The 25,223-nt window shown below is 73.7% G+C and carries 23 protein-coding genes; 8 read left to right on the top strand and 15 right to left on the bottom strand.

Annotation, left to right across the window (positions count from 1 at the left end):
• Positions 1 to 192 precede the first annotated feature (192 nt).
• Genes PSD17_RS03670 through PSD17_RS03660 form a run of 3 tightly spaced genes read left to right on the top strand, consistent with a single transcriptional unit; the run spans position 193 to position 2,782 of the window.
• A complete protein-coding gene (locus tag PSD17_RS03670; protein ID WP_013678582.1) occupies positions 193 to 1,113 on the top strand; it encodes an ABC transporter substrate-binding protein in 921 nt (306 codons plus the stop codon).
• Positions 1,114 to 1,115: 2 nt separating this feature from the next.
• Positions 1,116 to 2,024 (top strand): amino acid ABC transporter permease, encoded by a 909-nt coding sequence (locus PSD17_RS03665; protein WP_013678583.1) that lies wholly within the window; start codon positions 1,116 to 1,118, stop codon positions 2,022 to 2,024.
• Positions 2,021 to 2,782, top strand: a complete 762-nt coding sequence (locus PSD17_RS03660; RefSeq protein WP_428835523.1) for an amino acid ABC transporter ATP-binding protein — start codon at positions 2,021 to 2,023, stop codon at positions 2,780 to 2,782. Before PSD17_RS03665 ends, PSD17_RS03660 begins: the two co-directional genes overlap by 4 nt.
• A 10-nt stretch (positions 2,783 to 2,792) precedes the next feature.
• On the opposite strand, the gene PSD17_RS03655 is transcribed toward PSD17_RS03660, so the two are convergent.
• The 6 genes from PSD17_RS03655 to PSD17_RS03630 form a co-directional block, all read right to left on the bottom strand.
• Positions 2,793 to 3,374, bottom strand: a complete 582-nt coding sequence (locus tag PSD17_RS03655; protein ID WP_013678585.1) for a peroxidase-related enzyme — start codon at positions 3,372 to 3,374, stop codon at positions 2,793 to 2,795.
• A gap of 64 nt (positions 3,375 to 3,438) precedes the next feature.
• Positions 3,439 to 5,325, bottom strand: a complete 1,887-nt coding sequence (locus PSD17_RS03650; RefSeq protein WP_339121539.1) for a hypothetical protein — start codon at positions 5,323 to 5,325, stop codon at positions 3,439 to 3,441.
• A 339-nt stretch (positions 5,326 to 5,664) separates the two neighbouring features.
• Positions 5,665 to 7,356 carry a monocarboxylate uptake permease MctP gene (mctP, locus tag PSD17_RS03645; RefSeq protein ID WP_339121538.1) on the bottom strand — a complete coding sequence of 564 codons (1,692 nt, stop codon included), beginning with the start codon at positions 7,354 to 7,356 and terminating at the stop codon, positions 5,665 to 5,667.
• On the bottom strand, positions 7,353 to 7,646 hold the full coding sequence (locus PSD17_RS03640) for a DUF3311 domain-containing protein (RefSeq protein ID WP_339121536.1): 294 nt from the start codon (positions 7,644 to 7,646) through the stop codon (positions 7,353 to 7,355). Before PSD17_RS03640 ends, mctP begins: the two co-directional genes overlap by 4 nt.
• Positions 7,647 to 7,793: 147 nt before the next feature.
• Positions 7,794 to 9,617 (bottom strand): phosphoenolpyruvate carboxykinase (GTP), encoded by a 1,824-nt coding sequence (locus PSD17_RS03635; RefSeq protein ID WP_013678589.1) that lies wholly within the window; start codon positions 9,615 to 9,617, stop codon positions 7,794 to 7,796.
• Between the two features lie 224 nt (positions 9,618 to 9,841).
• The gene (locus PSD17_RS03630) at positions 9,842 to 10,618 is read right to left on the bottom strand and encodes an alpha/beta fold hydrolase (protein ID WP_339121533.1); all 777 of its coding nucleotides are present in this window, start codon (positions 10,616 to 10,618) and stop codon (positions 9,842 to 9,844) included.
• Between the two features lie 61 nt (positions 10,619 to 10,679).
• Here PSD17_RS03630 and PSD17_RS03625 point away from each other — a divergent pair, with 61 nt between their 5' ends.
• The gene (locus PSD17_RS03625) at positions 10,680 to 11,636 is read left to right on the top strand and encodes a helix-turn-helix transcriptional regulator (protein WP_339121531.1); all 957 of its coding nucleotides are present in this window, start codon (positions 10,680 to 10,682) and stop codon (positions 11,634 to 11,636) included.
• 112 nt (positions 11,637 to 11,748) lie between these two features.
• On the opposite strand, the gene PSD17_RS03620 is transcribed toward PSD17_RS03625, so the two are convergent.
• Positions 11,749 to 12,717 carry a LysR family transcriptional regulator ArgP gene (locus tag PSD17_RS03620; RefSeq protein ID WP_339121530.1) on the bottom strand — a complete coding sequence of 323 codons (969 nt, stop codon included), beginning with the start codon at positions 12,715 to 12,717 and terminating at the stop codon, positions 11,749 to 11,751.
• A 73-nt stretch (positions 12,718 to 12,790) separates the two neighbouring features.
• On the opposite strand from PSD17_RS03620, the gene PSD17_RS03615 reads away from it, so the two are divergent.
• Complete coding sequence (locus PSD17_RS03615) at positions 12,791 to 13,459, top strand: LysE/ArgO family amino acid transporter (RefSeq protein WP_339121528.1); 669 nt, start codon at positions 12,791 to 12,793, stop codon at positions 13,457 to 13,459.
• Positions 13,460 to 13,507: 48 nt separating this feature from the next.
• Here the strand turns inward: PSD17_RS03615 and PSD17_RS03610 are convergent, their stop codons facing one another.
• Positions 13,508 to 15,031, bottom strand: coding sequence for an MFS transporter (locus PSD17_RS03610; protein WP_339121526.1), 1,524 nt, complete (start codon positions 15,029 to 15,031; stop codon positions 13,508 to 13,510).
• A 228-nt stretch (positions 15,032 to 15,259) separates the two neighbouring features.
• Here PSD17_RS03610 and PSD17_RS03605 point away from each other — a divergent pair, with 228 nt between their 5' ends.
• Complete coding sequence (locus PSD17_RS03605) at positions 15,260 to 15,823, top strand: TetR/AcrR family transcriptional regulator (RefSeq protein ID WP_013678595.1); 564 nt, start codon at positions 15,260 to 15,262, stop codon at positions 15,821 to 15,823.
• Here the strand turns inward: PSD17_RS03605 and PSD17_RS03600 are convergent.
• Entirely contained in the window at positions 15,706 to 17,271 is a 1,566-nt protein-coding gene (locus PSD17_RS03600) for an FAD-dependent monooxygenase (protein ID WP_339121524.1), read from the bottom strand. The genes PSD17_RS03605 and PSD17_RS03600 overlap by 118 nt on opposite strands.
• 92 nt (positions 17,272 to 17,363) lie before the next feature.
• Here PSD17_RS03600 and PSD17_RS03595 point away from each other — a divergent pair, with 92 nt between their 5' ends.
• Positions 17,364 to 18,098 (top strand): acyl-CoA-like ligand-binding transcription factor, encoded by a 735-nt coding sequence (locus tag PSD17_RS03595; RefSeq protein WP_339121522.1) that lies wholly within the window; start codon positions 17,364 to 17,366, stop codon positions 18,096 to 18,098.
• Positions 18,099 to 18,205: 107 nt separating this feature from the next.
• Positions 18,206 to 18,637: a hypothetical protein gene (locus tag PSD17_RS03590; RefSeq protein ID WP_013678598.1), complete on the top strand. Its 432-nt coding sequence runs from the start codon at positions 18,206 to 18,208 to the stop codon at positions 18,635 to 18,637.
• 7 nt (positions 18,638 to 18,644) lie between these two features.
• On the opposite strand, the gene PSD17_RS03585 is transcribed toward PSD17_RS03590, so the two are convergent.
• From PSD17_RS03585 to PSD17_RS03560, 6 genes are all read right to left on the bottom strand, one after another.
• A complete protein-coding gene (locus tag PSD17_RS03585) occupies positions 18,645 to 18,950 on the bottom strand; it encodes a hypothetical protein (protein ID WP_013678599.1) in 306 nt (101 codons plus the stop codon).
• 251 nt (positions 18,951 to 19,201) lie between these two features.
• The gene (locus PSD17_RS03580) at positions 19,202 to 20,617 is read right to left on the bottom strand and encodes a metallopeptidase TldD-related protein (RefSeq protein WP_339121519.1); all 1,416 of its coding nucleotides are present in this window, start codon (positions 20,615 to 20,617) and stop codon (positions 19,202 to 19,204) included.
• Positions 20,614 to 22,128: a TldD/PmbA family protein gene (locus tag PSD17_RS03575; RefSeq protein ID WP_013678601.1), complete on the bottom strand. Its 1,515-nt coding sequence runs from the start codon at positions 22,126 to 22,128 to the stop codon at positions 20,614 to 20,616. The genes PSD17_RS03580 and PSD17_RS03575 overlap by 4 nt, the downstream gene beginning before the upstream one ends.
• A gap of 38 nt (positions 22,129 to 22,166) precedes the next feature.
• On the bottom strand, positions 22,167 to 22,535 hold the full coding sequence (locus PSD17_RS03570) for a hypothetical protein (RefSeq protein ID WP_339121517.1): 369 nt from the start codon (positions 22,533 to 22,535) through the stop codon (positions 22,167 to 22,169).
• Positions 22,532 to 23,335, bottom strand: coding sequence for a hypothetical protein (locus tag PSD17_RS03565; protein ID WP_339121515.1), 804 nt, complete (start codon positions 23,333 to 23,335; stop codon positions 22,532 to 22,534). Before PSD17_RS03565 ends, PSD17_RS03570 begins: the two co-directional genes overlap by 4 nt.
• 71 nt (positions 23,336 to 23,406) lie before the next feature.
• Entirely contained in the window at positions 23,407 to 25,089 is a 1,683-nt protein-coding gene (locus tag PSD17_RS03560; protein ID WP_339121513.1) for a DUF2339 domain-containing protein, read from the bottom strand.
• Between the last annotated feature and the right edge of the window lie 134 nt (positions 25,090 to 25,223).

Genomic DNA, 25,223 nt, shown 5'->3' with positions numbered 1-25,223 from the left:
CCGTCGCCTGTGGAACGTCCGGTCCGCCCGTCCCGTTCCCCGTACCCACCGCCGTGCCGGGCGAATCGCGAGCCATCCGCCGGGTGTCCCTCCGGAATCGGTCGGGTTACGACCGGGCCGCACAGGGTGCCACCGGTCGGTGTCGGTGGCACCATCCGGATTACCCCGATCGAGGAAACCCGGAGGTTTCTCGTGACTCGTCGTACAAGGCTGGGCTCCGCGTTGGCCGTCGCCGCACTCGCCGCCACGCTCGGGGCATGCGGCGCGGGCGGCGACGGCTCCGGTGGCGGCGGCGGTGGCAGCGCCCCCACGACGTCCGCGGCGGCGATCCCGACGGTCGCGAAGGACGCGGCGCTCGCCGCGATGGTCCCGGCGAGCGTCACCTCGGACGGCAAGCTGGTGTTCGGTGTGGACGCGTCGTACCCGCCGAACGAGTTCGTCGACACCGACGGCACGACGATCGTCGGGATGGACGTCGACATGGGCACGGCGATCGCCCAGAAGTTCGGGCTGACGCCGGAGTTCCAGAACAGCGCGTTCCCGGGCATCATCCCGGGCATCCAGGGCGGCAAGTACGAGATGGCGCTGTCGTCGTTCACGATCAACGACGAGCGGGTGCAGCTCGTCGACATGATCAGCTACTTCAGCGCGGGCACCAGCCTCGCCACGAAGAAGGGCAACCCCGACGGGCTGAGCATCGACGACCTGTGCGGCAAGGCGATCGGGGTGCAGGCCGGCACGGTCCAGGTCGACGACATCGCCACCCGCAGCAAGGCCTGCACCGACGCCGGCAAGCCCGCGATCCAGTCCACCGAGCTGCAGCAGCAGACCGACGTGACGCTGGCGCTGACGTCGAACCGCATCGTCGGCATGCTCGCCGACTCGCCGGTCATCGCCTACGCCGTCAAGACGACGGGCGACCAGCTGCAGGTCGTCGGGTCCGCGTACGACACCGCGCCGTACGGGGTCGTCGTCAACAAGAACCAGGGCCAGTACCCGCAGGCCGTCCAGCAGGCGGTACAGGCGCTCATCGCCGACGGCACCTACCGGAAGATCCTCGACAAGTGGGGCGTCGGCGACGGCGCGATCCCGACGTCCGAGGTCCGGAGCTGAGCGTGACCGACCGGCCCGGGGCCGAACCGGCCGGGCGGGAGCGGCAGGAGATCCGCGCCGTCCCGGTCCGGCACCCGGGCCGCTGGGTGGCCGTCGCGGTCCTCGCGGTGCTGGCGGCGATGCTGGTGCACACCGTCCTCACCAACGAGCGGTTCGGCTGGGACGTCGTCGGGAACTACCTGTTCTCCGCGCCGATCCTCAACGGGCTGCGCAACACGCTGGTCCTGACGGTGCTGTCGATGGCCATCGGCATCGTCGGCGGCGTCGGGCTGGCGGTGATGCGGCAGTCGCCGAACCCCGTCGTGAGCGGCGCCGCGGCCACGTACATCTGGCTCTTCCGCGGCACCCCGCTCATCGCGCAGCTGCTGTTCTGGAACTTCCTTGCGGCGCTCTACCCGCGGCTGTCGCTGGGCGTGCCGTTCGGGCCGGAGTTCATCTCCGTCGACACCAACGTGCTGATCACGCAGTTCGCCGCCTGTCTGCTCGGGCTGGGGCTCAACGAGGCCGCCTACATGGCCGAGATCGTCCGCGGCGGCATGCTGTCGGTCGACCGCGGGCAGGCCGAGGCGGCGGGCGCGCTGGGCATGACGCGGTCGCAGACGATGCGCCGCATCGTGTTGCCGCAGGCCATGCGGGTGATCGTGCCGCCGACCGGCAACGAGACGATCTCCATGCTGAAGACCACGTCCCTCGTCGTGGTCATCGGCTACTTCGAGCTGCTGACGTCGGCACAGCGCATCTCCAACCAGAACTTCCAGGTCATCCCGCTGCTCATCGTCGCCGCGTTCTGGTACCTGGTGCTGACGTCGCTGCTGACGATCGGGCAGGGCTTCGTCGAACGCCGCTTCGGGCGCGGGTTCGTTCCCGACCGGCCGGGGAGCAGGCTGCTGTCGCGGGCGGTGAACACGTGACGCCGATGGTCGAGGCGACCGGCATCCACAAGTCGTTCGGGCGCACGGAGGTGTTGCGGGGCATCGACCTCGTCGTCGAGCCCGGGGAGGTCTGCTGCATCATCGGGCCGTCGGGCTCGGGGAAGTCGACCCTGCTGCGGTGCGTGAACCACCTGGAACGCATCGACGCGGGCCGAATGCGGGTCGACGGCAGCCTGGTCGGCTACCGCGAGAGCGGCGGCAAGCTGCACGAGCTGCGCGAGTCCGAGGTGGCGCGGCAGCGGCGCGACATCGGGATGGTGTTCCAGCGGTTCAACCTGTTCCCGCACATGACGGCGGCCGAGAACGTCATGGAGGCGCCCCGGACGGTGCTCGGCCGGTCGCGGTCGGCCGCGCGCAAGGAGGCCGACGCGCTCCTCGACCGGGTCGGGCTCGCCGCCCGCCGCGACGCGTACCCCGGGCAGCTCTCCGGTGGCCAGCAGCAGCGTGTGGCGATCGCCCGGGCGCTGGCGATGCAGCCGCGGCTCATGCTGTTCGACGAGCCGACGTCCGCGCTCGACCCCGAGCTCGTCGGCGAGGTGCTCGACGTCATGCGCGGGCTGGCCGCGGACGGCATGACGATGCTCGTCGTGACCCACGAGATGGGCTTCGCGCGGGAGGTCGGCGACAGCCTGGTCTTCATGGACGAGGGCGTGATCGTCGAGTCCGGCGCGCCGCGGGACGTGCTGTCCGCCCCGCGGCACGAACGCACCCGGTCGTTCCTGTCGAAGGTGCTGTAGCCGCCCGGCGCTACCGGGGGAGCCGGCCCATCAGGAAGAACTCCGGGTTCGGCCGCAGGGCGGTGAGGTGGGCGAGCCGGTTGGACATCGCGAAGAGGGCGGTGATGGCCCCGATGTCCCAGATCTCCTCGTCGGTGAGACCCGCGGCGCGGGCGTCGTCGAGCTCGGCCTCGGTGAGCGACGACGAGTCGGTCGCGACGATCAGCGCGAGGTCGACGATCGCGCGCTCGCGCGGGCTGAGCTCGACGCCGTAGGGGTTCGTCGCGACGCGGTCGGCGATCTCGGTGTCCTTCGTGCGCACCCGCAGGATCGCCCCGTGCGCGACGACGCAGTACGTGCAGTGGTTGGCGCCCGAGGTCGCGACGACGACCAGCTCGCGCTCGGCCTTCGACAGTCCCTCGTCGCTGTCCATGAGCGCGTCGTGGTAGTCGAGGAAGGCGCGCAGCTCGCGCGGGCGTCGGGCCAGCGCCTTGAACACGTTGGGGACGAAGCCGGACTTCTCGGCGACGGCCCCGATGCGCTCGCGCAGGTCGTCGGGCATGTCGTCGAGCTCGACGACGCCGAAGCGGCTCACGGGGTGCGTGTCGGTCATACCCCTGACGGTAGCCGGGGACCGGTCGCCGGACGCGGTGCGCCGAGCCGCCCGGCGGGAGACCTCAGGCCGGGTCCTGGCGGGCCGATCCGGCGGCGGCCCGCGCCCGGGCCGCGTCGCTGAGCCGGACGACCCGCGCGGCCGGGGCCGACGGTTCGGGACGGCCCGCGACGACGAGCGCCGACGCGCGCTGCACGACGCTCAGCAGGGTCGGGCCCTCGGCGGGCCGCACCCCCGGTGCGACGACGGCGGCCAGCCGCGGCGCGACGGCCGTCAGCAGCAGCCGGTCGACGCCGACCTCCGCCGCGCCGAGCAGCAGCACGACGTCGACGGTGTCGGCCTCGGGCAGGTTCTCGAGCAGCCGGTCGGCCTCGACGAACCAGGCCAGCCCGAAGCCGCCCTGACGGTCCGCGCTGGCGGCCTCCCAGGCCTCGGCGACGCGGGGCAGCTCGCGGCGCAGCCGTTCGGTGAGCTCCGCGCAGCGGTTCTCGGCGGCCGCGATGCTGCGGGCGGCGGCGAGGTCGTCGAGTGCGGCGGCGTAGCCCGTGACGTCATTGGCGCGCAACGCCTCGACGGCGCGGGTGTGTTCGGGCGCCATCCGGGTCACGGGGATGAGCCGGGCCAGCTCGCCGACCATCGCCTCGAGCCGGCGGGCCGCCTCGTCGGCGGAGCCGTGCGCGTCGTAGTCGAGGATCGCTGCGGTGACCTGCTGCGCGCTGTCGAGGTCCGGCACCGAGACCGGCGAGTTGGGGTGGATGAACAGCACGTCGTGGCGCAGGGTCCCGACGGCACGGGCCGCCGTGCCCACGCGACGCAGCGCCGCGTCGAGGTCGACGAGATCGGCGGCCGACCGCGGCGCCGGCACACCGGCCTGGCGGCAGGCGGCGTCGATGTCGCGCAGCCGGTCGGCCAGCTCGAGGTGCCGCAGTGCCACCTCGATCTGCTCGGGGGTCTCCGGGACGGCGTCGCCGACGCGCAGCTGACGCAGCACGGGCTGGACGTCGCGCTGGGCGGGGTTGCGGAAGTACGAGCGGTTGCGGCCACCGGCGCGGAGGAACTCCGCGTAGCGCCGCAGGGTGTCCGGCGCGTGCGGCGGCAGCCCGCCGAGGACCGCGACCGGGGGTGCCGCCTGCACGTGGTGGCTCTCGGCGAGCGCCTGGCCGACCTGCTCGAGGAGGGCGTCGAACACGCCCGCGTACGTGTTGTGCACGAGGTTGCGCAGCAACGTCCACGACCACTCGCCGGGGACGCGCGGACCGAGTGCCGCCAGCGCGGCGTCGACGGTGCGGGCGACGTCGACGACCGCGGCGCGGCGACCGGCGTCCATGCCCGACAGCAGCCCGCCGAGCAGCCCCTGGTCGGCCGCGCTGGTCCCGGTCGCGCGGGCGACGAGGGTGGCGACGTCGTCGACGGGCGGGAAGCGGTCGGCGGGCGGGAGCTGGGTACCGCGGCGGGCGCGGCGCTCGGGGCTGGCAGTGGCGAGCAGCCGGCGCAGCTCTCGCTGCTCGGCGGCCGAGAGCGAGGGGAGGGCGTCGGCGCAGCACCGGACGATCGCCGGGGTCAGGGCGTCGCGCAACGCGGTCAGGTCGGCCCGGTCCGCCGCGGTGACGGCGACGCGACGGCCGTCACGCAGCAGCGCCGCGAGCGCGCCGACGACGGCGTCGACGTCGAAGTCGTCGAGGACGACGAGGCTGTTGGTGCGCAGTGCCCCGGCGACGGAGTCGGCGTCCTCGACGGGGTGGCGGGGCCGCGGCATGCCCTCGGCGTCGGCGGCGAGCGCCTCGGCGAGCCTGCGCAGGCCGGGCGGTACGGCACCGGCGGTGATGGACGCGTGGATCCGGCGACGTGCTGCGTCGGCCGGTCCGGTCGCGGCGTCGCCGGCGAGCCGGTCGACGAAGGCCGCGAGATGCGCGTCCACCCCGAGCGAGCTCGAGGGTCCGACGTCCAGCACCAGTGTCACCTCCACCTGGTCCCGCCTGCCGGGGGTTCGGCGACGGTCACAGGATGTATCGCGCAGAATTACGCAATGTTCCACCCCGATCGTGTACGACTGCAACGTCGCGCCGCTGAACGGTGACTCTCTGCGGTGCGTGGCAGGCCTTGCATCCGGATCCGGACACTCGTCGGAGTGACACCCCGTCCACGTGTCGTAACGGAGTGCGCAAGACGCTGGATCGATGCGCCGAGCGGGGCGATCGCTGCGCCCAAGCGGCAGGCCCGAAATGTCCGGATGGGCATCACCGTCGGTGACGCCCATCCGACCGGCCCCGGCAGGTAGCCGGCACCGCGGTCATTCGCTCGCGACGACCTTCGCGCCCGGCGCGCCCGCGACGGCGTCCGCGACCGGCTTGAGCCGCGGCGAGCCCTCGTCCGCGTGGTAGTCGGCGGGAGCGGTCTGGTCCGGACCGTTGAAGACCCCTGCCGCCCGGAGCAACCACGTGACGACGACGGCGACGACCAGGTTGACCACCAGCGCCACGAAGCCCACGTAGATCTGGACCGGCGAGCCGGCGAACGGGTGCCAGCCGAGGATCGTCAGCTTGTCCAGCGTCAGCGCCGACCCGCCGAAGTGCCGCCGGCCCGTGGCCGGGTTGGGGATGATGCTGAGCAGGTACATGCCGTAGGTCATGCCGACGACCCAGCCCGCCAGCAGCGCCCAACGGTGCAGCCAGCGCGTGTAGAGCGCGATGGCGACGGCGGGCAGCGTCTGCAGGATGATCACGCCGCCGATGAGCTGCAGGTCGATCGAGAACTGCGGGTCGATGAACAGGATGAACGCGACCGCGCCGAACTTGACCACGAGCGACGCCAGCTTGGCCTGACGCGCCTCCTGCCGAGGCGTCGCGCTCCGGTGCAGGTACTCCTTGTAGACGTTGCGCGTCCACAGGTTCGCCGCCGCGATCGACATGATGGCCGCCGGTACCAGGGCGCCGATGCCGATGGCAGCGAACGCGATGCCCGCGAACAACGAGCCGAACTGCGAGTCGAACAGCGCCGGGATGATCGTGTTGGCGTCCGGCCGGCCGGTCGCGTTGTTGGTGACGGGCTTGACCCCCGCCGCGATCGCGACGTAGCCGAGCAGCGCGAGGAGACCCAGCAGGAGCGAGTACGCCGGCAGCGCGACCATGTTGCGCTTCAGCACCGCCCGCCCGCGCGAGGCCAGCACACCGGTCACCGAGTGCGGGTAGAGGAACAGCGCGAGCGCGGACCCGAGCGCCAGGGTGATGTACTGCAGCTGGTTCGACCCCGTGAGCAGGATCGACCCCTGCGGCTTGCCCCCGCTCGTCGCGCTCGGCTGCGAGAGCTTTGCCTGCGCGGAGTCGAAGATCGACGCCCAGCCGCCCAGCTTGGCGGGCAGGTACAGCACCGCCACGAGGATGACGGCGTAGATCAGGATGTCCTTGACGAACGCGATCAGCGCGGGCGCCCGCAGCCCCGACTGGTAGGTGTAGACGGCGAGGATGACGAAGGCGATCAGCAGCGGCAGGTGCCCCAGGATGCCGGACGCGTTGATCCCCATCGTGCGCAGCACTGCCTCCAGGCCGACGAGCTGCAGCGCGATGTAGGGCATCGTCGCGACGATGCCGGTGATCGCGACGATCAGGGCCAGCAGCGAGCTGCCGTAGCGGCCGCGCACGAAGTCGGCCGGCGTCACGTACCCGTGCACCCGCGAGACCGACCACAGCCGGAGCACCGGCAGGAACACCAACGGGTAGAGCACGACGGTGTAGGGCAACGCGTAGAAGCCGAGCGCGCCCGAGCTGAACAGCAGCGCGGGGACGGCGACGAAGGTGTACGCGGTGTAGAGGTCGCCGCCGACGAGGAACCACGTGACCCACGAGCCGAACTTGCGGCCGCCGAGGCCCCATTCGTCGAGGTGCTCCATGTGGCCGCCGCGCTGCCACCGCGCCGCCAGGAAGCCCAGCACGGTGACGACCAGGAAGAGGACGAGGAAGACGACGAGCTCGACCCAGTTGGTCATCGGACGTTCCTCTCGTCGAGGTCGTCGACGCCGAGCTCGTCGGGCGCGTTCGTCACCGGCTCGTCGCGCGTCATGCGGTAGACGATCGCGACACAGGCGACACCGACGACGACCCAGACGAACTGGACCCAGTAGAAGAACGGCATCCCGAACAGCCTGGGCGTCACCGTGTTGAACCACGGCGTGACCAGCATCAACAGCGGCACCAGCAACAACAGGTTCCACGCGCTGAACCGCCACCCGGTGCGTTCCCCGGGCCTCGGCGACGGCCGCGGCGTCGTGTCCGACATGAGGTGAGCCCTCCCCCGATCCGATACGGCGGGCGGATCGTAGGGCTGGTCACCCGATCGTGCAGCGCGTGAGGTCGGCCTCCCTGACGACGACGGCGGCCCGCCGCACCGGGAGGTGCGACGGGCCGCCGGGTTTGTCGGGATCCGTCAGTCGCCGAGGCGCAGGCGCAGGGCCTCCAGCTCGTCACGCATCGACGTCGGCAGCGTGTCGCCGACCTTCTCGAACCACTCCTCGATCATCGGGAGCTCCGCCTTCCACTCCTCCGGGTCGACCTCGAGAGCGGCCTGGACGTCCTCGAGCGCGGTGTCGAGACCGTCGATGTCGAGCGCCTCGGGCGTCGGGACGTACCCGATCGCGGTCTCCTCCGCGGCGGCCTTGCCCTCGATCCGCTCGATCGCCCACTTGAGGACGCGGCTGTTCTCACCGAAGCCCGGCCACAGGAAGCGCCCGTCCTCGCCGCGGCGGAACCAGTTGACGTAGAAGATCTTCGGCAGCTTGTCGGCGTCCGCGCCCTTGCCGACGTTGATCCAGTGCTGGAAGTAGTCGCCGACGTTGTAGCCGAGGAACGGCAGCATCGCCATCGGGTCGCGGCGCACCTGGCCCACGTTGCCCTTGGCCGCCGCGGTCGTCTCGCTCGACATGGTGGCGCCCATGAACGTGCCGTGCTGCCAGTCGCGGGCCTCGGTGACCAGCGGGACCGTCGTCTTGCGGCGGCCGCCGAACAGGATCGCCGAGATCGGCACGCCGTTCGGGTCCTCCCACTCCGGCGCGACGACGGGGCACTGGCTGATCGGCGTGGTGTAGCGGGAGTTGGGGTGCGCGGCCGGCTTGTCCGACTCGGGCGTCCAGCTCTCACCGGTCCAGCTCGTGAGGTGCTGCGGCTCGCCCTCCAGCCCCTCCCACCAGACGTCGCCGTCGTCGGTCAGCGCGACGTTGGTGAACAGCGAGTTCCCCTTCTCGATGGTGCGCATCGCGTTGGGGTTGGTCTTCCAGTTCGTCCCGGGCGCGACGCCGAAGAAGCCGAACTCCGGGTTGACCGCGTAGAGCCGGCCGTCCTCGCCGAACCGCATCCACGCGATGTCGTCACCGACGGTCTCGGCGCGCCAGCCCGGGATCGTGGGCTGCAGCATCGCGAGGTTGGTCTTGCCGCAGGCCGACGGGAACGCCGCCGCGACGTAGTACGCCTTGTCCTCCGGGCTGATCAGCTTGAGGATCAGCATGTGCTCGGCGAGCCATCCCTCGTCGTGCGCGATGGCCGACGCGATGCGCAGCGCGTAGCACTTCTTGCCCAGCAGGGCGTTGCCGCCGTAGCCCGAGCCGTAGCTCCAGATCTCACGGGTCTCGGGGAAGTGGCTGATGTACTTGGTGTCGTTGCAGGGCCACGCGACGTCGGCCTGACCGGGCTCGAGCGGGGCACCCACCGAGTGCAGGCACTTCACGAACTGGTCGCCGCGGTCGTCGAGCAGCTTGATGACGTCGGCACCCATTCGCGTCATGATCTTCATGGACGCGACGACGTACTCGGAATCGGTGATCTCCACGCCCAGCATCGGCGGGTTCGCGTCGAGCGGACCCATGCAGAACGGGATGACGTACATCGTGCGGCCACGCATCGAACCGCGGTAGAGCTCCGACATCGTCGACTTCATCTCGGCGGGGTCGACCCAGTTGTTGGTCGGGCCCGCGCCGGCCTCGTCGACGGTGCAGATGAAGGTCCGCTCCTCGACCCGCGCGACGTCGTCGGGGTCGGAGACGGCGAGGAACGAGTTGGGTTTCTTCTTCTCGTCGAGCTTGACGAACGTCCCGGCGTCCACCAGGCGGCTCGTCATGCGGTTCCACTCGGCGTCGGAACCGTCGCACCAGACGACCTCGTCCGGGCCCGTCAGATCGGCGACCTCGCGGACCCAGTCGATCAGCTGGGCGTTCGTCGTCGGCGCTGTGTCGATACCTCGAACGGCTGCAGTGGTCATCTGGTGTGCGTTCTCCTGCCTGGTCGGGTGCCGCCGACCCTGGGAATGCCGTCGCCCGCGTGACCCGTCAGAGCCACGCGCGGCAAAGGAAGATGACAATGGAGGCTACCCGGAAAACGCTGTTGTATCCCTGGGTGAGAGCTGTAGACCGGCTCACAAGACCGATCAGGTAATCGATTCAGAGAGCAAGCGCACAGGCAGGAGCGGCCGGTTCCGGGGCGGGTTTACACGCCCGACCCCGGGGCCTCACGAAGACGTGACAGCGGCCGACCAGGCGCGACGTCGGCGAGGACGACGGCCAGCTCGTGCGGTTCCGACAACATCGGCCAGTGGCCGGCCGGAAGGTCCCGGATGTCCCACTCCGGGTCCGCGAGCTGGGCGAAGGCCGGCACGCCCGCGGCAGCGAGCTCGCGGACCTGTTGTCCCGGAAAGCTGGACGCCACGAGAGTCTTGGGCAGCGACGGGTCGTTGACACCGCGTCGCACCGGGCCGAGGACGACACCGGCCGGTTCCGGCGCCGCGCGCCGGACCAGCGTCTCCAGGGTGTCGGTGTCGAGGCCGTCGAGGCTCGCACCGGACGTGCGCAGCTCCTCGGGTGTGGGCATCGGGTACCAGCCGCCGTGGGCGGCGATGCGCTCGCGGATCCACGTCTGCATCTCCGGCGGGTGGAAGTCGATGTGCGCCATGCCCTCCGGCATCGGACCCGTGTCGACGAGGACGAGCCCGGCCACCTGCTCGCGCGCCTCCTCCGCCGCGGCGACGACCACAGGGCCGGCCCCGCTGTGCCCGACGAGCACGACCGGCTCCACCTCGCGGCGGATCGTCGCAACGACATCGGCGACCTGGTCGGCCGCGCTGACCTCGGCCGTCGTCGCGCGCTCGGCGACACCCAGCGGCGTCAACGCCCGCACCTCGTGACCCGCAGCCCGCAGCTCGGCGGCCACCCCGTTCCACGCCCACGCGCCCAACCAGAACCCCGGGACCAGCACATATGTCGTCATGTCTGCGACGGTACGACGTGATCCGGGCCGAACCGGTCCTGATTTACGGCAGAATGTCGCCATGACCTCGTCGGCGAGCCGGGTGCTCGCCCTGCTGGAACTCCTGCAGGCGCGGCCCGGGATCACCGGACCCGAACTGGCACAACGCCTGGACGTCGACGCGCGAACCGTCCGGCGGCACGTGCGGACCCTCGAGGAGCTCGGGGTGCCCGTCGTCGCGAGCCGGGGCCGGTACGGCGGCTACCGGCTGCTGCCCGGCTACCGGCTGCCGCCGCTGATGCTGTCGGGCGACGAGGCGGTCGCCGTCGTGCTCGGGTTGCTCGCCGCAGAGCGCACGGGCCTGCACGCCGCGGCGCCCGCCGTCGCGAGCGCGCGGGCGAAGATCGGCCGGGTCCTGCCCGAGACCCTGCGCGACAGGGTCGACGCCGTCGCCGAGGTGCTCGGGTTCACCGCCACCGCCTACGACGGCGCGGCCCCCGACGCGGCCGTCCTGCTCGCGCTCGGCACCGCGGCCCGAGACGTCGAGCGGGTCCGCATCGCGTACCGGTCGTGGCGCGGGGACGCCACCCAGCGGGAGCTCGACCCGTGGGGCCTGACGTTCCACGCCGGCCGGTGGTACGTCAGCGGGCACGACCATGCGCGCGACGCCGTCCGCACCTTCCGCGTCGACCGGGTGCTGCAGGTCGAGGCGGTCGGGCCCGGCACGCCGGCGCCCGCAGGGTTCGACGCCGCCGAGCAGGTCGTCACCGGGATCGCGGCGGTCGGCTGGGCCCACGAGGTCGAGGTGGTCCTGCACGTGCCGCTCGACCGGGCCCGGCAGCTGGTGCCGCGCACCGCCGGCACGCTCGCCGCGCACCCGTCGGGGTCGCTGTTCCGGGGGCGCGTCGAGCACCTCGACGGTGCCGCCCGGATGCTCGCGGGCCTGGGCGTGGGCCTGACCGTCGTCGCGCCCGACGCGCTGCGCGACGAGGTGCGCGCCCTGGCGCAGAGGCTGTTGCGCGATATGGGCGCCACCTGAGCCTGTCGGCGCCGCGGCCGGGCCGGTGCCGCCGGCCGGTGCCGCCGGCCGGCCGCTGCGGGTCGCGTCGAACCCGGGCCGCGCCGTGTCGACGGTGCTGTCCGGTCCGCGCTCACGACCCACTCGACGCCGGTGGCGCGCCGGGCGCCGCGCGGCCGGCGCGCCGTGGCGGTCGCGGTCCGGCCCGGACGGGGTCGAGCACCGCGCGGGCCTCGGCGACGACCTCGTCCGCGACGGCGTCGAGCAGCGGGGAACGCAACCGCCAACGTTGCCAGAACAGCGGCACGGTGACCGGCGGGCCGCCCAGGCTCACCAGCGCTCCCGACGCGAGCGCACCGCGCGACTGCGGCGGCATCAGCAGCCCCCATCCCAGGCCCGTCCGGACCGCGGCGGCGAAGTCGCTCGTCGCGGGCACGAGGTTGCGCGGCGGCGCGGCCGGGTCGGCACCCCGGGCGCGCAGCCAGCGAGTCTGCAGGTCGTCGCGCCGGTCGTAGTCGACCAGCGGCGCCCGCGCGAGCGCGTCGGCGGTCGGCCCCTCGGGGAACCACCGGGCCGCGAACTCGGGGGTGGCGACGGCGTCGTAGCGCATGACGCCGAGCGGGGTCACCGCGCACCCCGCGACCGGCGTCCCCTGCGCGGTGACGGCCGCGGTGACGGTGCCGTCGGCGAGCAGGCCTGCGGTGAAGTCCTGGTCGTCGCGGTGCAACTCGAAGACGACGGCGTGCCGGCGCGCGACGCGACCCAGGGGCGCGAGGAACCAGGTGCCGAGGGAGTCGGCGTTGACGGCGAGGGCGAGCCGGACGGGTGCGGCGTCGTCGGGCTCCGCGCTGCCGAGCCCGCTCAGCGCCTCGTGCTCCAGCAGCGCGGTCTGCCGCGCGAGCCGCACGACGGCCGCGCCGGCCTCGGTGGGCCGCACCGGCTTCGAGCGGACCAGCAGGATCCGTCCGAGCTGGTCCTCCAGCCGCCGGACACGCTGGCTCACCGCCGACGGCGTGAGGTGCAGCCGTTGCGCCGCCGCCTCGAACGTTCCCTCGTCGACGATCGTCGCGACCGTCTCCACGAGCTCGTGCGCCAGCCTCATGTGAAGTCACGCTAATGGCACTGAAGAATCCTGAGCTGGATTGCGGCTGCTCCCGCTCCTAGCGTCGGCGTCCGTGCCCGCCCTGCTCTCCGGCCTCGGACTCGGCCTGTCCCTCATCGTCGCCATCGGCGCGCAGAACGCCTTCGTGCTGCGCCAGGGCGTCCGTCGCGAGCACGTGGCCGCCGTCGCGCTCGTGTGCATGGGCAGCGACGCCGTCCTGATCACCGCGGCGGTCGCGGGCGTCGGGGCGGTGCTGGCCGCAGCGCCGTGGCTGGTCACGGTGGTGCGGTGGGCGGGCGCGGCGTTCCTCGTCGGCTACGGGCTGCTCGCCGCACGCAGGGCCTGGCGGCCGTCGGGAGCGGCGCTGGTCGTCGACCCCGGCGCCGGCCCGGGCCCGACCGGCACCGGTCCGACCGGCGGGACGGCGGGAGGCTCGCCGGGGACCGCCGTCCGTGCCCGGCCGATCGTGCCGGTGCTGGCCACCTGCCTCGCGCTGACCTGGCTCAACCCGCACGTCCACCTGGACGTGCTGCTGCTCGGGACCGTCGGCAGCGCACACGGGACGGACCGCTGGTGGTTCGCGGTCGGCGCGGTCGTCGCCAGCATCACCTGGTTCACCACGCTCGCCTTCGGTGCCCGGCTCGCCGGCCGGTGGCTGCGGTCCCCGCGAGCCTGGCGGGTGCTCGACGGCGCCGTCGCCGTCACGATGCTGGCGCTCGGCGTCGGGCTGCTCGTCGGCTGAGCCCGCGGAAGGAGACCGGACCACGGGGGTCGTGAGCGGCGATGGTCGCTATGGCGACCACCGCCGCTCACGGTGCAGGACCACCCAGGCCGTGACGGCGACCGCGACGAGCCAGCCGGCGCCGACGCCCGCGGTGACGTCGACGGCCAGCGTGAACGCACCACGGGCCGAGTCGAGCAGGGCGGGGTCACCGGTGACCGTCGCGACGTCGACGGCACCGCCGAGGGTCTCGCGCGCAGGGCCCGCGGGCGCGTCGACACGTCCGCGGTAGACGGCGGTGAGCACGCTGCCGAGGACGGCCGTGCCGAGCACCGCGCCCAGCTCGTAGGCCGTCTCCGACATGGCCGAGGCCGATCCCGCCCGCTCGACGGGCGCGGCGGTGAGGACGACGTCGTTGGTCAGCGTCTCGGTCAGCCCGATCCCGGACCCGACGAGCACGCCCGCCGCGACGAGCAGGCCGCCCGTCGTGCCCGTGCCGAGCAGGACGCACAGCGCGTACCCGGCCCCGGCGGTCGCGAGGCCCGCCGGCACGAGCGTCCTGATGGGGAAGCGGCGGGCGAGCGCGGCCGCGCCCAGGCCGGCGACGACCGTCGCGACGAACCCGGGGAGCAGCAGCAGGCCGCTGCGCATCGGGTCGAGTCCCAGCACCAGTTGCAGGTACTGCGCGGAGAAGAAGAGCAGGCCGGTCAGGGCCGCCATCGTCGTGAGGTTGGCGAGCATCGCGACGCGCAGCACCGGTGAGCGCAGCAGCCGGACGTCCAGCACCGGGTCGCGCCCCGCGGCCGTCAGCCTGCGCGCGCGCCGGACGAAGCCCGCGGCCGCGCCGACACCGACGGCCAGCGCCGCCACGGCGAGCGGCAGCGACCCGCCGGACCCCACGAGCTTGACCGCCAGCACGATCGGCGCGACCGCGAGCAGCGACAGTGCGGCGCCCACCAGGTCGAGCCGACCGGCCCGCGGATGCCGCGCCTCGGGCAGCATCACGACGGCGAGCACGGCGATCAGCACCGTCACCGGCACGTTGACCAGGAAGACCGATCCCCACCAGAAGTGCGCGAGCAGCACGCCGCCGACCAGCGGGCCCAGTGCGGCGCCCGCGGCGAAACCGGTCGCCCAGATCGCCAGGGCCAGCCGGCGCTCGTCGCGGTCGGTGAACAGCGAGCGGATCAACGCGAGCGTGCTCGGCATCAGCATGGCGCCGAAGAACCCCAGCAGCGCGCGGGCCGCGACGAGGTGCGCGGCGTCGGTCGCGAAGGACGCGGCGAGCGACACGATCCCGAACCCGCTGACGCCGACGACCAGCAGCCGCCGCACACCGATGCGGTCGCCGACGGTGCCCATCGTGACCAGCAGCCCGGCCAGCACGAGCGGGTACGCGTCGACCATCCACAGCAAGGTCGTCGCGCTCGGCACGAGCGCGGTGGTGATCGCGGGCAGCGCGAAGCTCAGCACGGTGTTGTCGACGGCGACGAGCAGCGTCGGCAGGAACAGCACGGCGAGTGCGAGCCACTGCCGGGCGCCCGCGCGCGCGGGGATCGGACGCGCGTGGGCGCGCGGGAGCGTGACGGTCATTCGGGGGTCCTCGTGCGGTGGTGCAAGTTCCGGGTCTCTATACCGTCCAGACGGTACAGTTTCGCAGGTTGTTCCCGCCATCGGCCAGATGTGCGACGCGCCACCGGTCCCCGACGCAACCGGTACCCGGCCCGGCCGGACCGCCGCGGCGCCCGGCCCGCCGGACGGCCGACCCGCCCGGCGCCCGGTCGACCGGAGAACCCCGTGGCGCCCCCCTAGACTCGCGCGGTGGCCGGCGCCCGTGATCGCGTTCTCGACGCCTACGAGACGCTGCTCATCGAGGCAGGCCCGGGCAGCACGACGCTCGACGCCGTCGCCGCGGCCGCCGACGTCTCCAAGGGTGGGCTGCTCTACCACTTCGCGTCGAAGGACGCACTCGCCGCCGGGCTGCTCGAACGCCTGCGCGCCCGCAGCGCCGCCGACGCCGACGCGATGCGGGCCGACCCCGATGGCGTCGTCGCCTACTACCTGCGCACCTCGGTGCCGGGCCGGGCCTCACCCGTCGGACTGACCCGCACCTACCTCGCCGCACTGCGCATCGCCGACGCCAGCCCCACCGGCCTCGCCGCGCGCGACGCCATCGCCGCCGTCGACGCCGACGGGCTGGCCGCGCTGCGCTCCGAGGTCCCCGACCCCATGCTCGCCTGGCTCGTCCAGCTCGTCGGCGACGGCCTCTACCTCAGGACGCTCACCGGGGCGCCGATCACGGGGGTCGGCGACGTCGAGGACCTCGTCGCGGTGCTGCGCGCGCTCGTCAGTGCCTCGTCGGGCGGGAGCACGGCCGAGAGGTAGGCGCGGACCGCGTCGGGGTCGGTCGTCCGGAGGCCGATGTGACCGTCGGGGCGCACCAGGACGAGCTCGCCGTCGACGGGCCGGTACGCATCGTGGGCGTGCCCCTGGGTGTCGACGACCCCGGCCGCGCCACCCGGGCCCGCGATCCCGACCCGGCGCACGCCGATCCCGACCTCCGGCGGCATCGCGCCGAAGCCCAGCAGGGTCCACGTCGAGCCCCTGAGCAGGTCGAACAGCCGGACCGGTCGCGCCCCGGGCTCACCGCACAGCAGCTCGGTCGCGTCCGGGGCACGGTCGCCGGGCCGTGGGCCGGCCGCCGTCGCGCCGCCGTCGGGTGCCAGCGGGCCGCCGCGATAGGTGAGTCCCAGCTGGAGGGCGCGTGTGCCGTCCTCGCCGCGGTCGAGCAGCGTCCGCCGGGTGAGGCGCGCCGACAGGCCCAGCACCTCGGCCGCGACGGGCAGCCGCTCGGCCTCGTAGGTGTCGAGCAGCGCCGGATCGGCGCCCGCGGCGACGGCGGCGAGCTTCCACCCGAGGTTCGCCGCGTCCTGGATGCCGGTGTTCATGCCCTGGCCACCCGCGGGCGAGTGCACGTGCGCCGCGTCGCCCGCGAGCAGCACCCTCCCCGCGCGGTAACGGTCGACCATCCGCTCGTTGAGCCGCCAGCGCGACGACCAGCCGACGTCGACGACCTGCACCTGGCCCCCGGTCGCGCGGTCGAGCAGTTCCTGCACCACCTCGCGGGTCGGCTCGCGGTGGTCGTCGGCAGCCGTCGAGGCCTGGAACTGGAACCGGTCGGTCGAGGCCAGCGGGCACAGCGCGATGAACGCGCCCTCGGCGCCTCCCCACGCGTGCCAGTGGTCGCGGTCGACGCCCTCGACGCGGACGTCGGCGATCAGCATCCGGATGGTCTCGTCGGTCTGCCCGAGGAAGGTGAACCCACCGAGGTGGCGGACCGTGCTGGACCCGCCGTCGCAGCCGACGACCCAGCGCGCCGCGATCCGGGCGCCGTCGTCGAACGTCGCCGTCGCGGACTCGTCGCCCTGGGCCAGACCGGTCAGCCGGCGACCGAACTCCACCTGGACGCCGTGGCCGGCCAGCGCGTCGCGCAGCGTCTCCTCGACCCGGAACTGCGGGATGATCAGCGGCCGTGCGTACGGGCTCGACGGTGTCGGAGCCGCATCCGGGTGCAGGTCCCTGACCTCGAACCCGCCCGCGCCGTCGGGCACCCGCATGGGCAGCCGGAACCGGCCGAGGCCCAGCAGCCGCCGCCCGACCCCGAGCAGGTCGAGCACCTCCAGCGTCCGCGGCTGCAACCCCTTGCCGCGTGACCCGGTGAAGGGCCCGGCGGCCGCGTCGACCACCCGGACCCGCACGCCGCGGCGCGCAAGCTCGCATCCCAGTGTCAGGCCAGTCGGGCCTGCCCCCACCACGAGAGCGTCGATGTCCATGCGCCCGACGCTACCACCATTATGAGACTGAGTCTCATAAAATACTGAGTATTATTCAGCCCTGAGTCGCAGGACCGGACATACTGCGGGACGTGAGACCCCCGAACCCCGGACTGCGCGAACGGAAGAAGGCCCGTACCCGGGCGGAACTGCAGCGGCACGCGCTGCGGCTGTTCCGCGAACAGGGCTTCGCCGAGACGACCGTCGACGAGATCGCCGCCGCCGCCGACGTCTCGCGCAGCACGTTCTTCCGGTACTTCCCGACCAAGGAGGACGTCGTCCTGTTCGACGACGTCGACCCGCTCATGGCCGAGGCGTTCGCCGAGCTGCCCCCCGACACCCCGTTGCTGACGGCCCTGCGCACCGGCGTCACCACCGCGTTCCGGCGGCTGTCACCCGAGAAGCGCGAGCTCGAGGAGGTGCGGATGGCACTGGTGCGCAGCGCCCCCGAGCTGCAGGCCGCCGCACGCGAGCGCAGCGGGCTGACCGTCACCGCCATCGCCGACCAGGTCGCCGACACCTACGGCCGGCCGCACGACGACCTCGACGTCCTGCTCTTCGCAGGTGTCGTCGCAGGTGCCCGGCTGGCCGCGCAGGCCCTCGCCGACCGCTCCGGCGAGGCCTACATCGACGTCCTCGACCGCGTCATGATGCGGCTCGAGGACGGCCTCCCGCTGCGGGAGCTCACCATCGGTGAGGGCAGCGCGCGGCTGGCCGCCGGGATCGCGGATCGGGCCGCCCGATCCGACGACACGTCCGGCGGCGCATCCGGCGGTGCGGCGGACCACCGGCCGGACGCACCGCGACGGGAACAGCACCGGATGTGACGAACCGCGTCGGAATGCCCGGCCTCGGCCTGCATGATGAACATGCCGACGGGGTAGGTCTTGTCGAGGCGTGCCGTCGTGACGACACCGAGTGCAGGAGGCCCATCGTGACCACCGCCCAGTATCTGGTGTTCCTCGTGGTCGCGGTGGCGCTCACCGTCGCCGTGGGGCGAGTGCTGTTCCTGTCCGGGGAGCCCTTCCTCGAAGAGGTCTTCCAGAGCAACGAGACCGCACGTTCGCTGAACGTGCTGCTCACGGTGCTGTTCCATCTGCTCACGCTGGGCGTGCTCGCGATCATCTCGACGGTCGACGTCCCCGTGGAGGGCGTCGTGCAGACGATGGTCACGAAGTTCGGCATCGTGCTCGTCGTCGTCGGCGTCGCCTACGGGGTGTCGATGCTCGTGCTGCTCAAGGTCCGCGAGCGCCGGCGCGCCGCGATCACGTCCGAGAACGTTCAGGTCCGGATCGCCGAGCAGAAGGCGCGATCCACGACGATGCCCACGACCGGCGGCGGCGAGCCCGTCCCGCCCGCGGGCTGAGCGCTCTTCAACGGGCGCGCGCGGCCACCGCCCCGGCCTCGCGCGCGATGACCGGCAGCAGGATGGGCAGCCGGTGGGCCGTGACGTTCCAGAACCGGGTGTCCGGATCGGCCGCCCGCCATGCCGACGCCAGCCGCGTCGCGGACTCCTCGTCGACCACCCGCCGCGGGCGCGGGCGCATCCGGGAACGCCTGCGGACCTCCCGGTCGAGCTCCCGCCAGGCCTCGGCCGCCGATCCGTGGACGCTCACCGCCGGTTCGCCGGAGTCGTCACCGATCACCAGCGTGTAGGCGCTGACCACGTCGTACGACACAGGCGGAAACTCCCTCGGCTCACGGGACCGCGGCGGCATCGGCGGGGTACCAGGACGGCGTGCATCGTGCGGGTCCAGGGTGAGGCATGACGCCGGACAGCGGACACAGGCGCGCCGGACGGTGGCCGCACTGCGCCGACCCGTGACGGCCGCCGCGGGCGCCGGGCGGCCCGCGACCGCTCGGCGCCGACACCTGTCGTCGTGGCTCCCCGTCGGCCCGTGAGCGGGGACAGCGCCGTCACGCCTGCACGTCAACGGCCCAGCGACACCGACGACATGTTGAAGTCCGGCACGCGCAGCGGGGGCATCGCCGAGCGGGTGAACCAGTCCTTCCACTCCCGGCCGATCGTCGGCACCGTGGCCCCGACCTCCGTGGTGCCGCGCAGCACGTCGAGCGGGGAGTGGTTGAACCGGAAGTTGTGGTCGACCTCCGCGACCACCTCGCCGTTCTCCACGAGGTACACGCCGTCGCGGGTGAGGCCGGTGAGCAGCAGCGTCGTCGGGTCGACGGCGCGGATGTACCAGAGGCAGGTGAGCAACAGGGCCCGCTCGGAGCCGGCGACCATCTCGTCGATCGACGACGCCGTGCCCGAGGGGCCACCCCGCAGGAGCAGGTTGTCGCCCGCGGGGGTGAACGCCGTGCCGAACTCGGCGGCCTCGGCACGGGAGTACACCAGCTCGTTGACGACCCCGTCGCGCACCCAGTCGACCGCCCGGGTCGGTGCGCCGTTGTCGAAGACGCTCGTGCCGCCGCCCGAGCTCGTCGCCACCACGAACGGCTCGTACTCCAGGCCGCGGGCGGCGGGATCGCTGGTCAGCGTGAGCGGGAGGTCGGTGAGCCGCTCGCCCACGCGCACCCCGTCGGGACCCGAGAGCGCGCTGTGCCCCTCCTGCGCCGCCCGGCCCTCCATCGACCAGAAGAGGTAGATCATCAGGTCGGCGACGGCCGACGGCGGCAGCAGCGTCTCGTAGCGGCCCGGTGGCAGCGTCACCTTCCGGTCGCCCCACTCCAGCCGTCGCGCCGCGTCGGCCGCGAGCGCGACGACGTCGACGTCGGTGAAGTCCTGCGACCCCGTCGCCGTCCACGCCGAGCGCTCCAGGTCGGGTGTCTTGACGTTGAGCTCCACCGATCCCGTCGGCTGCACCCAGCGTCGCCGCACACCCGTCGACGTGCCGAGCCAGACCGTGGTGAGCGAGTGGCTGGCGAAGCCGTACTGCCGCAGGTCCCCGCCCAGCACCTCGGCCAGGCCGGTCGCGAGGTTGCCGAAGACGCCGATCGACGTCGCCGCCGCGGCGTCGGACCAGGCCGGGTCGTCGACGATCTCGGCGGGCAGCTCCGCGGCGTCGTTCGCCGGGCCGGCCTCGCGCGCGGCCTGCTCACTCGCCGCGACCAGGTCGGCCAGTTGCGCCGGGTCGGTGATCGACACCGCGGAGCTGACGACGCCCGCCGCCGTGCCGCCGTCGACCCGCAGGAGCGAGATCACCGTCGTCCGCCGGGAGGTACCGAGACCGTTCGTGGTCATCGTCGAGTTCGCCCAGCGCACGGCGGCCTCGCTCGTCTCCGACACCACGACGACACGGCCCGCGAGGTCGGCGCCGCCGTGGCCTGCCCCGAGCACCCGCTCGACGATCTCCTGCGGCGCGAGCGCGGTCGACAGCGTGGTCATCGGCCCTCCTCCTGCGTGTTCAGGACGTTGACCCCGCGGAACAGCGCGGACGGGCAGCCGTGGCTGACCGGCGCGACCTGGCCCGGCTGGGCCTTGCCGCAGCTCATCGTGCCGCCGAGGCGCCAGCTCGACGGGCCGCCGACCGCCTCCATCGACCCCCAGAAGTCGGTCGTCGTGGCCTGGTAGGCGACGTCGCGCAGCTGGCCGGCGAGCCGGCCGCCCTCGATCCGGTAGAAGCGCTGCCCGGTGAACTGGAAGTTGTAGCGCTGCATGTCGATCGACCAGGACTTGTCGCCGACGACGTAGATGCCCCGGTCGACCCGCCCGATCAGGTCCTCGGTGGTCGTGTCGCGGTCCGGGTCGGGCTGCAGGGACACGTTGGCCATCCGCTGGATCGGCACGTGGTGCGGGGAGTCGGCGTAGGCGCAGCCGTTGGACCGCTGCAGCCCCAGCCGCGGCGCGAACGTCCGGTCGAGCTGGTACCCGACGAGCACCCCGTCGCGCACCAGGTCCCACTCGCCCGTGGCGACGCCGTCGTCGTCGAACCCGACCGTCGCCAGCCCGTGCTCGACGGTGCGGTCGCCGGTGACGTGCATGACCGGTGAGCCGTAGCGCAGGGTGCCGAGCTTGTCGGGGGTGGCGAAGCTGGTGCCGGCGTAGGCGGCCTCGTAGCCGATCGCCCTGTCGTACTCCGTGGCGTGGCCGATCGACTCGTGGATGGTGAGCCACAGGTTCGTGGGGTCGATCACCAGGTCGGTCGGGCCGGCCTGCACCGTCGGCGCCTTGGTCTTCTCCGCGAGCAGCTCGGGGATCGCGGCGAGCTCGCCGTCCCAGTCCCACCCCTGGCCCGTGAGGTACTCCCAGCCGCGGCCCGCGGGCGGGGCGAGCGAGCTCATCGTCTCGAAGCCGCCCGCTGCCCGGTCGACCGTCGTCGCCGTGACGGCCGGCTCGACCCGGACCCGCTGCTGGAGCGTCCGGGTGCCCGCGAGGTCGGCGTAGAACTTGGTCTCCCGCACCTGCCCGACCGACGCCTGCACGTGGTCGACCCCGTCGGCCGCGAGCAGCCGCTGCGACCATTCGGCGAGCAGCTCTACCTTCTCCCGCGTCGGCACCGCGAACGGGTCCGTCGCGTACGACGACACCCACTCGGCCGCGGGGTACACCGGCTCGTCGGCCCGCTCGACCCGCTCGCGCGCCACCGGGGCCAACGTCCGCGCCACGGCCACCGCCTGCTCGGCCGTCGCCGCCGCCCGCTCCGCCGTCAGCTCCACGTGCGACGCGAAGCCCCACACACCGTCGACGACGACGCGCACCGCGAGGCCGACCGACGTCGAGTCGGACACCCCGGTGACGGCGCCGTCGCGCAAGGCGATCGACTGCGAGACGGCCCGCTCGACCCGCACGTCGGCGTGCCCGGCGCCGAGCTCACGGGCGCGCTGCAGCGCCGCGTCGGCCAGCGCGTCGAGCGGGAGCTCCCGGAACGCCGGGTCGATCCTCGGATCTGGTGCCACCCCCGCAACCTACCGACGGGCACCGACGGCGAGATCGACTACCGGAACGAGCCGTCCCCACCCGAGAACCAGGGCAGCCAGGACCACCAGCCGTCGCCGTCCCCGCCGCCGTACCCGCCCTCGTCGGGCGCGTCCGCGAGACCGGGCAGGACCCCGGCGCCCAGCCGCAGGACCTCGTCGACGAGCCCGTCGCCGTCGAGGTCGGTGTGCAGCAGCAGGTCGGGTCCGTCGAGCACCGCCACGGTGTCGGCGCGGCCGTCGGCGTCGGTGTCGGCACCACCGGCGACGGGCAGGCCCGGGAGGGTGTGCGCATCCGGTGCGTCGAGATCGTCGACGGCAGCGGGATCCCGCACGGCAGCAGGGTCGGGAACGGCAGCAGGGTCGGGAACGGCAGCAGGGTCGGTCACGTGTGCTGCTCCTCTCTCGCGGGGGCCGCCCGTTCCCCCGGCGGGCCCGTCATCCCACGCAGCTGCGCGTCGATCTCCCCGGCCCGGCGGACGACGGCGGGGTCCAGCGCGGCGACGACCTGCCGCTCGGTGTGCAGCAGCGCCGTCAGCAGAGCCGAGTCGAGGGCCGCCCGCAGCGACGCCGTGACGCCCGGGACCCACCGTCGCCAGCGTTCGCGGTCGGCAGCGCCGCGACGCCCCAGGACCGCGGCGACCAGCGTCACCACGCCGGCCGCCGCACCCGCCCAGACCGCGGGAGATCCCGCGCCCCCGGCCACCGCCGGGAGCCCCACCACGGGCAGCCCGGCGAGCGGCAGCAGCGCGGTGCGCCACAGGGCGCCGCCCGTCGCCGCCGTCTGCCAGAGGCCCGGCGGCGGCGGGGCGGGCGGGATCAGGACGTGCACCGGACCGGGCACCCAGCCCTCGCCGGCCGAGGTCGGCAGCCCCCGCGCCGAGGCGATCCGCCGCAGCTCGGGCACCAGCCCCTGGCCGGCCCGGTCGAGCACGTCGGCGACGATCCGTTCGGCGGCCGCCGCCGCGCGCCGCGGCAGCAGCGCACGGTCGGCCCGGCCCGCGCGGTCGAGGTAGCCGAACAGCTCGGCCGACAGGGCCGCCACCGCCGTGGCCGAGCGGGCCGCCGCCGCGACCCGCGCCAGGCTGCACGCCGCGCGGACCTCCGCGGCGTGACCGGGCAGGGCCAGGCGACGGGCGCGCAGTTCCGCGCGCGCCATGCGCACCGCGTCGGCATACCGGTCGGGCATGTGCCCACCGTGGCATCCGGCCCCGTGCGCCCGGACCCCGTCGCGTACCGGGTTCGCGCCTGCGAATCCGATCAGGTCCGGGCGTCGGGCGGTCCCCAGGTGCCACGCCCGTCGTCGCCCGCCGCCTGCTCCGGGCCCCCGGCCGGGGCGGCCACCCCCGTGGGCGGCGTCGCCGGACCGGTCGCCGTCTCGGCCTCGGAGACGAGCCGCGCGTACCGCACCCCGGCGAACAGCAGCACCAGCCCGGCACCGAGGAACGCCCCGACGCGGGCGAGGCCGTCGAGGGAGACGAGGTCGAAGAGGATCAGCTTCGCGACCGCGGCGGCCACCAGGACGAGGCCCGCGACGCGCAGCGGGGTGTTCCGGATGCCCCGCGCCAGCAGCACCAGCGCGAGCACCGTCCACAGCACCGTCACGACGGCGTGCCCGGCGACGAACCCGCCCCGGTCGGGCGAGACGAGCAGCGCGAGGCCGACGACGAACCCGGTCAGCCCGTACAGCCCGACCAGCCCGGTGACGACCCACATGGCCGCCCGGCCGTCGCCCGACCCGAGCAGGCCCGTGCGCGCCAGCGCGACCAGCATCGCAACCGCCAGGCCGACGGTCAGCACCGCGACGATCAGGCCCGTGACCAGCGGGCCGGTCTGCAGCAGACCGCCACGGGTGAAGGGCGACGCGGGGTACCCGGCGAGGACACCCGGCGGCAGCGGCAGGGCCAGCGCGCCGAGGACGCCCATGACGCCGAAGCCGGCCGCGAACAGCAGGGTGGGCCGGCTGCGCAGCAGCGCCGCGGCCACCGCGAACCCGATGCCCTCCCCGACGATGACGGCGACGCCGACATCCCCGGAGAACAGCAGTCCGGTGGCCTCGAGCAGCGCCACCGCACCGACCGTCAGCGCGACGATCCGCACCGGGCGGTCGAGACGGGGGACGAGCGCGACACCGAGCATCACGACCGCGGCGCCACCGGCGACGGCGGCACCGCGCCAGCCGTCGAGCCGGCCGCCCATGACCAGCATCGGCACTGCGGCGGAGGCGAGCACGCCGTACGCCGGAGCGTTCGTCGAACTCGTGACCAGCGCGTACAACGCGAGAGCGCACCCGACGACGAGCACCGCAGCCGCCGCGGCACCGGCCGGCCACAGCTCGGCGGACCCGGCCACGCCTGCGGCCAGCGACGCGTACAGGACGGCCCACGCGGCACCGACGACGAGCAGCCACGGCCATCCCCGGCGCAGCGCGACGATCCCGGCGACGATCTCCAGCACGACGGTGAGCGCGGCCAGCAGCGGCCCCCAGCCCTCGGTGACGACGGGCATCAGCAGCCCCGCGCCGACCACCGCGCCGATCGCGAGCGCCGGGCTGCGCCAGTGGTCGGCGAGCCCGAGCCCGCCCGCGGCGACGACCAGCCCCAGCACGAGGCCGACGGCGGCCGGCAGGTAGTGGTACTGCGCGGTCCCCGAGGCGACGACCAGGTACAGCGCCGCCACCCCGGTCCCGGCGACGGCGACCGCTCCGGCGCGGGCGGACTCCTTGCGGTGCAGCCACACCGCGAGCCCGAGCAGCGCGAGTCCCAGAACGGCGCCGGCGACGAGCCTGGCGACGGGGGAGAACCAGCCCCGCGAGGCGGCGAGCACCAGGAGCATGACGAGACCGAGCAACGTGACCCCGCCGCCGGTCCACGCGAGCAACCGCGCTCCCGAGAGCGACGCCCACCAACCGGGCCGCTGCGGCGCGGGTGGGCCGGTGGGCACCGCCGGTCCCGGCCGGGTCCAGGGCGCACCGGTCCCCGCGAACACCGCGGGCGACGCAGCCGCCCGCGGCGGACGGCCCGGCCACGGCCCCTGGGGCGCGACGGGTCCGGGGGCCACCCAGCGCGGCGCCGCAG

The sequence above is a fragment of the Pseudonocardia sp. D17 genome (genome assembly GCF_036984265.1).
Lineage (GTDB): Bacteria > Actinomycetota > Actinomycetes > Mycobacteriales > Pseudonocardiaceae > Pseudonocardia > Pseudonocardia benzenivorans.
The sequence above is the reverse complement of the archived record's forward strand: the minus strand, read 5'-3'. Positions and strand labels throughout refer to the sequence as shown.

What these genes read in the sequence shown, in the direction of transcription:
- PSD17_RS03620 (WP_339121530.1), bottom strand. Translation starts at nt 12,717, where the DNA reads ATGAGGCTGGCGCACGAGCTCGTGGAGACGGTCGCGACGATCGTCGAC.
- PSD17_RS03630 (WP_339121533.1), bottom strand. Translation starts at nt 10,618, where the DNA reads ATGACGACATATGTGCTGGTCCCGGGGTTCTGGTTGGGCGCGTGGGCG.
- PSD17_RS03610 (WP_339121526.1), bottom strand. Translation starts at nt 15,031, where the DNA reads ATGACCGTCACGCTCCCGCGCGCCCACGCGCGTCCGATCCCCGCGCGC.
- PSD17_RS03600 (WP_339121524.1), bottom strand. Translation starts at nt 17,271, where the DNA reads ATGGACATCGACGCTCTCGTGGTGGGGGCAGGCCCGACTGGCCTGACA.
- PSD17_RS03580 (WP_339121519.1), bottom strand. Translation starts at nt 20,617, where the DNA reads ATGACCACGCTGTCGACCGCGCTCGCGCCGCAGGAGATCGTCGAGCGG.
- PSD17_RS03625 (WP_339121531.1), top strand. Translation starts at nt 10,680, where the DNA reads ATGACCTCGTCGGCGAGCCGGGTGCTCGCCCTGCTGGAACTCCTGCAG.
- PSD17_RS03640 (WP_339121536.1), bottom strand. Translation starts at nt 7,646, where the DNA reads ATGTCGGACACGACGCCGCGGCCGTCGCCGAGGCCCGGGGAACGCACC.
- mctP (WP_339121538.1), bottom strand. Translation starts at nt 7,356, where the DNA reads ATGACCAACTGGGTCGAGCTCGTCGTCTTCCTCGTCCTCTTCCTGGTC.
- PSD17_RS03635 (WP_013678589.1), bottom strand. Translation starts at nt 9,617, where the DNA reads ATGACCACTGCAGCCGTTCGAGGTATCGACACAGCGCCGACGACGAAC.
- PSD17_RS03655 (WP_013678585.1), bottom strand. Translation starts at nt 3,374, where the DNA reads ATGACCGACACGCACCCCGTGAGCCGCTTCGGCGTCGTCGAGCTCGAC.
- PSD17_RS03565 (WP_339121515.1), bottom strand. Translation starts at nt 23,335, where the DNA reads ATGCCCGACCGGTATGCCGACGCGGTGCGCATGGCGCGCGCGGAACTG.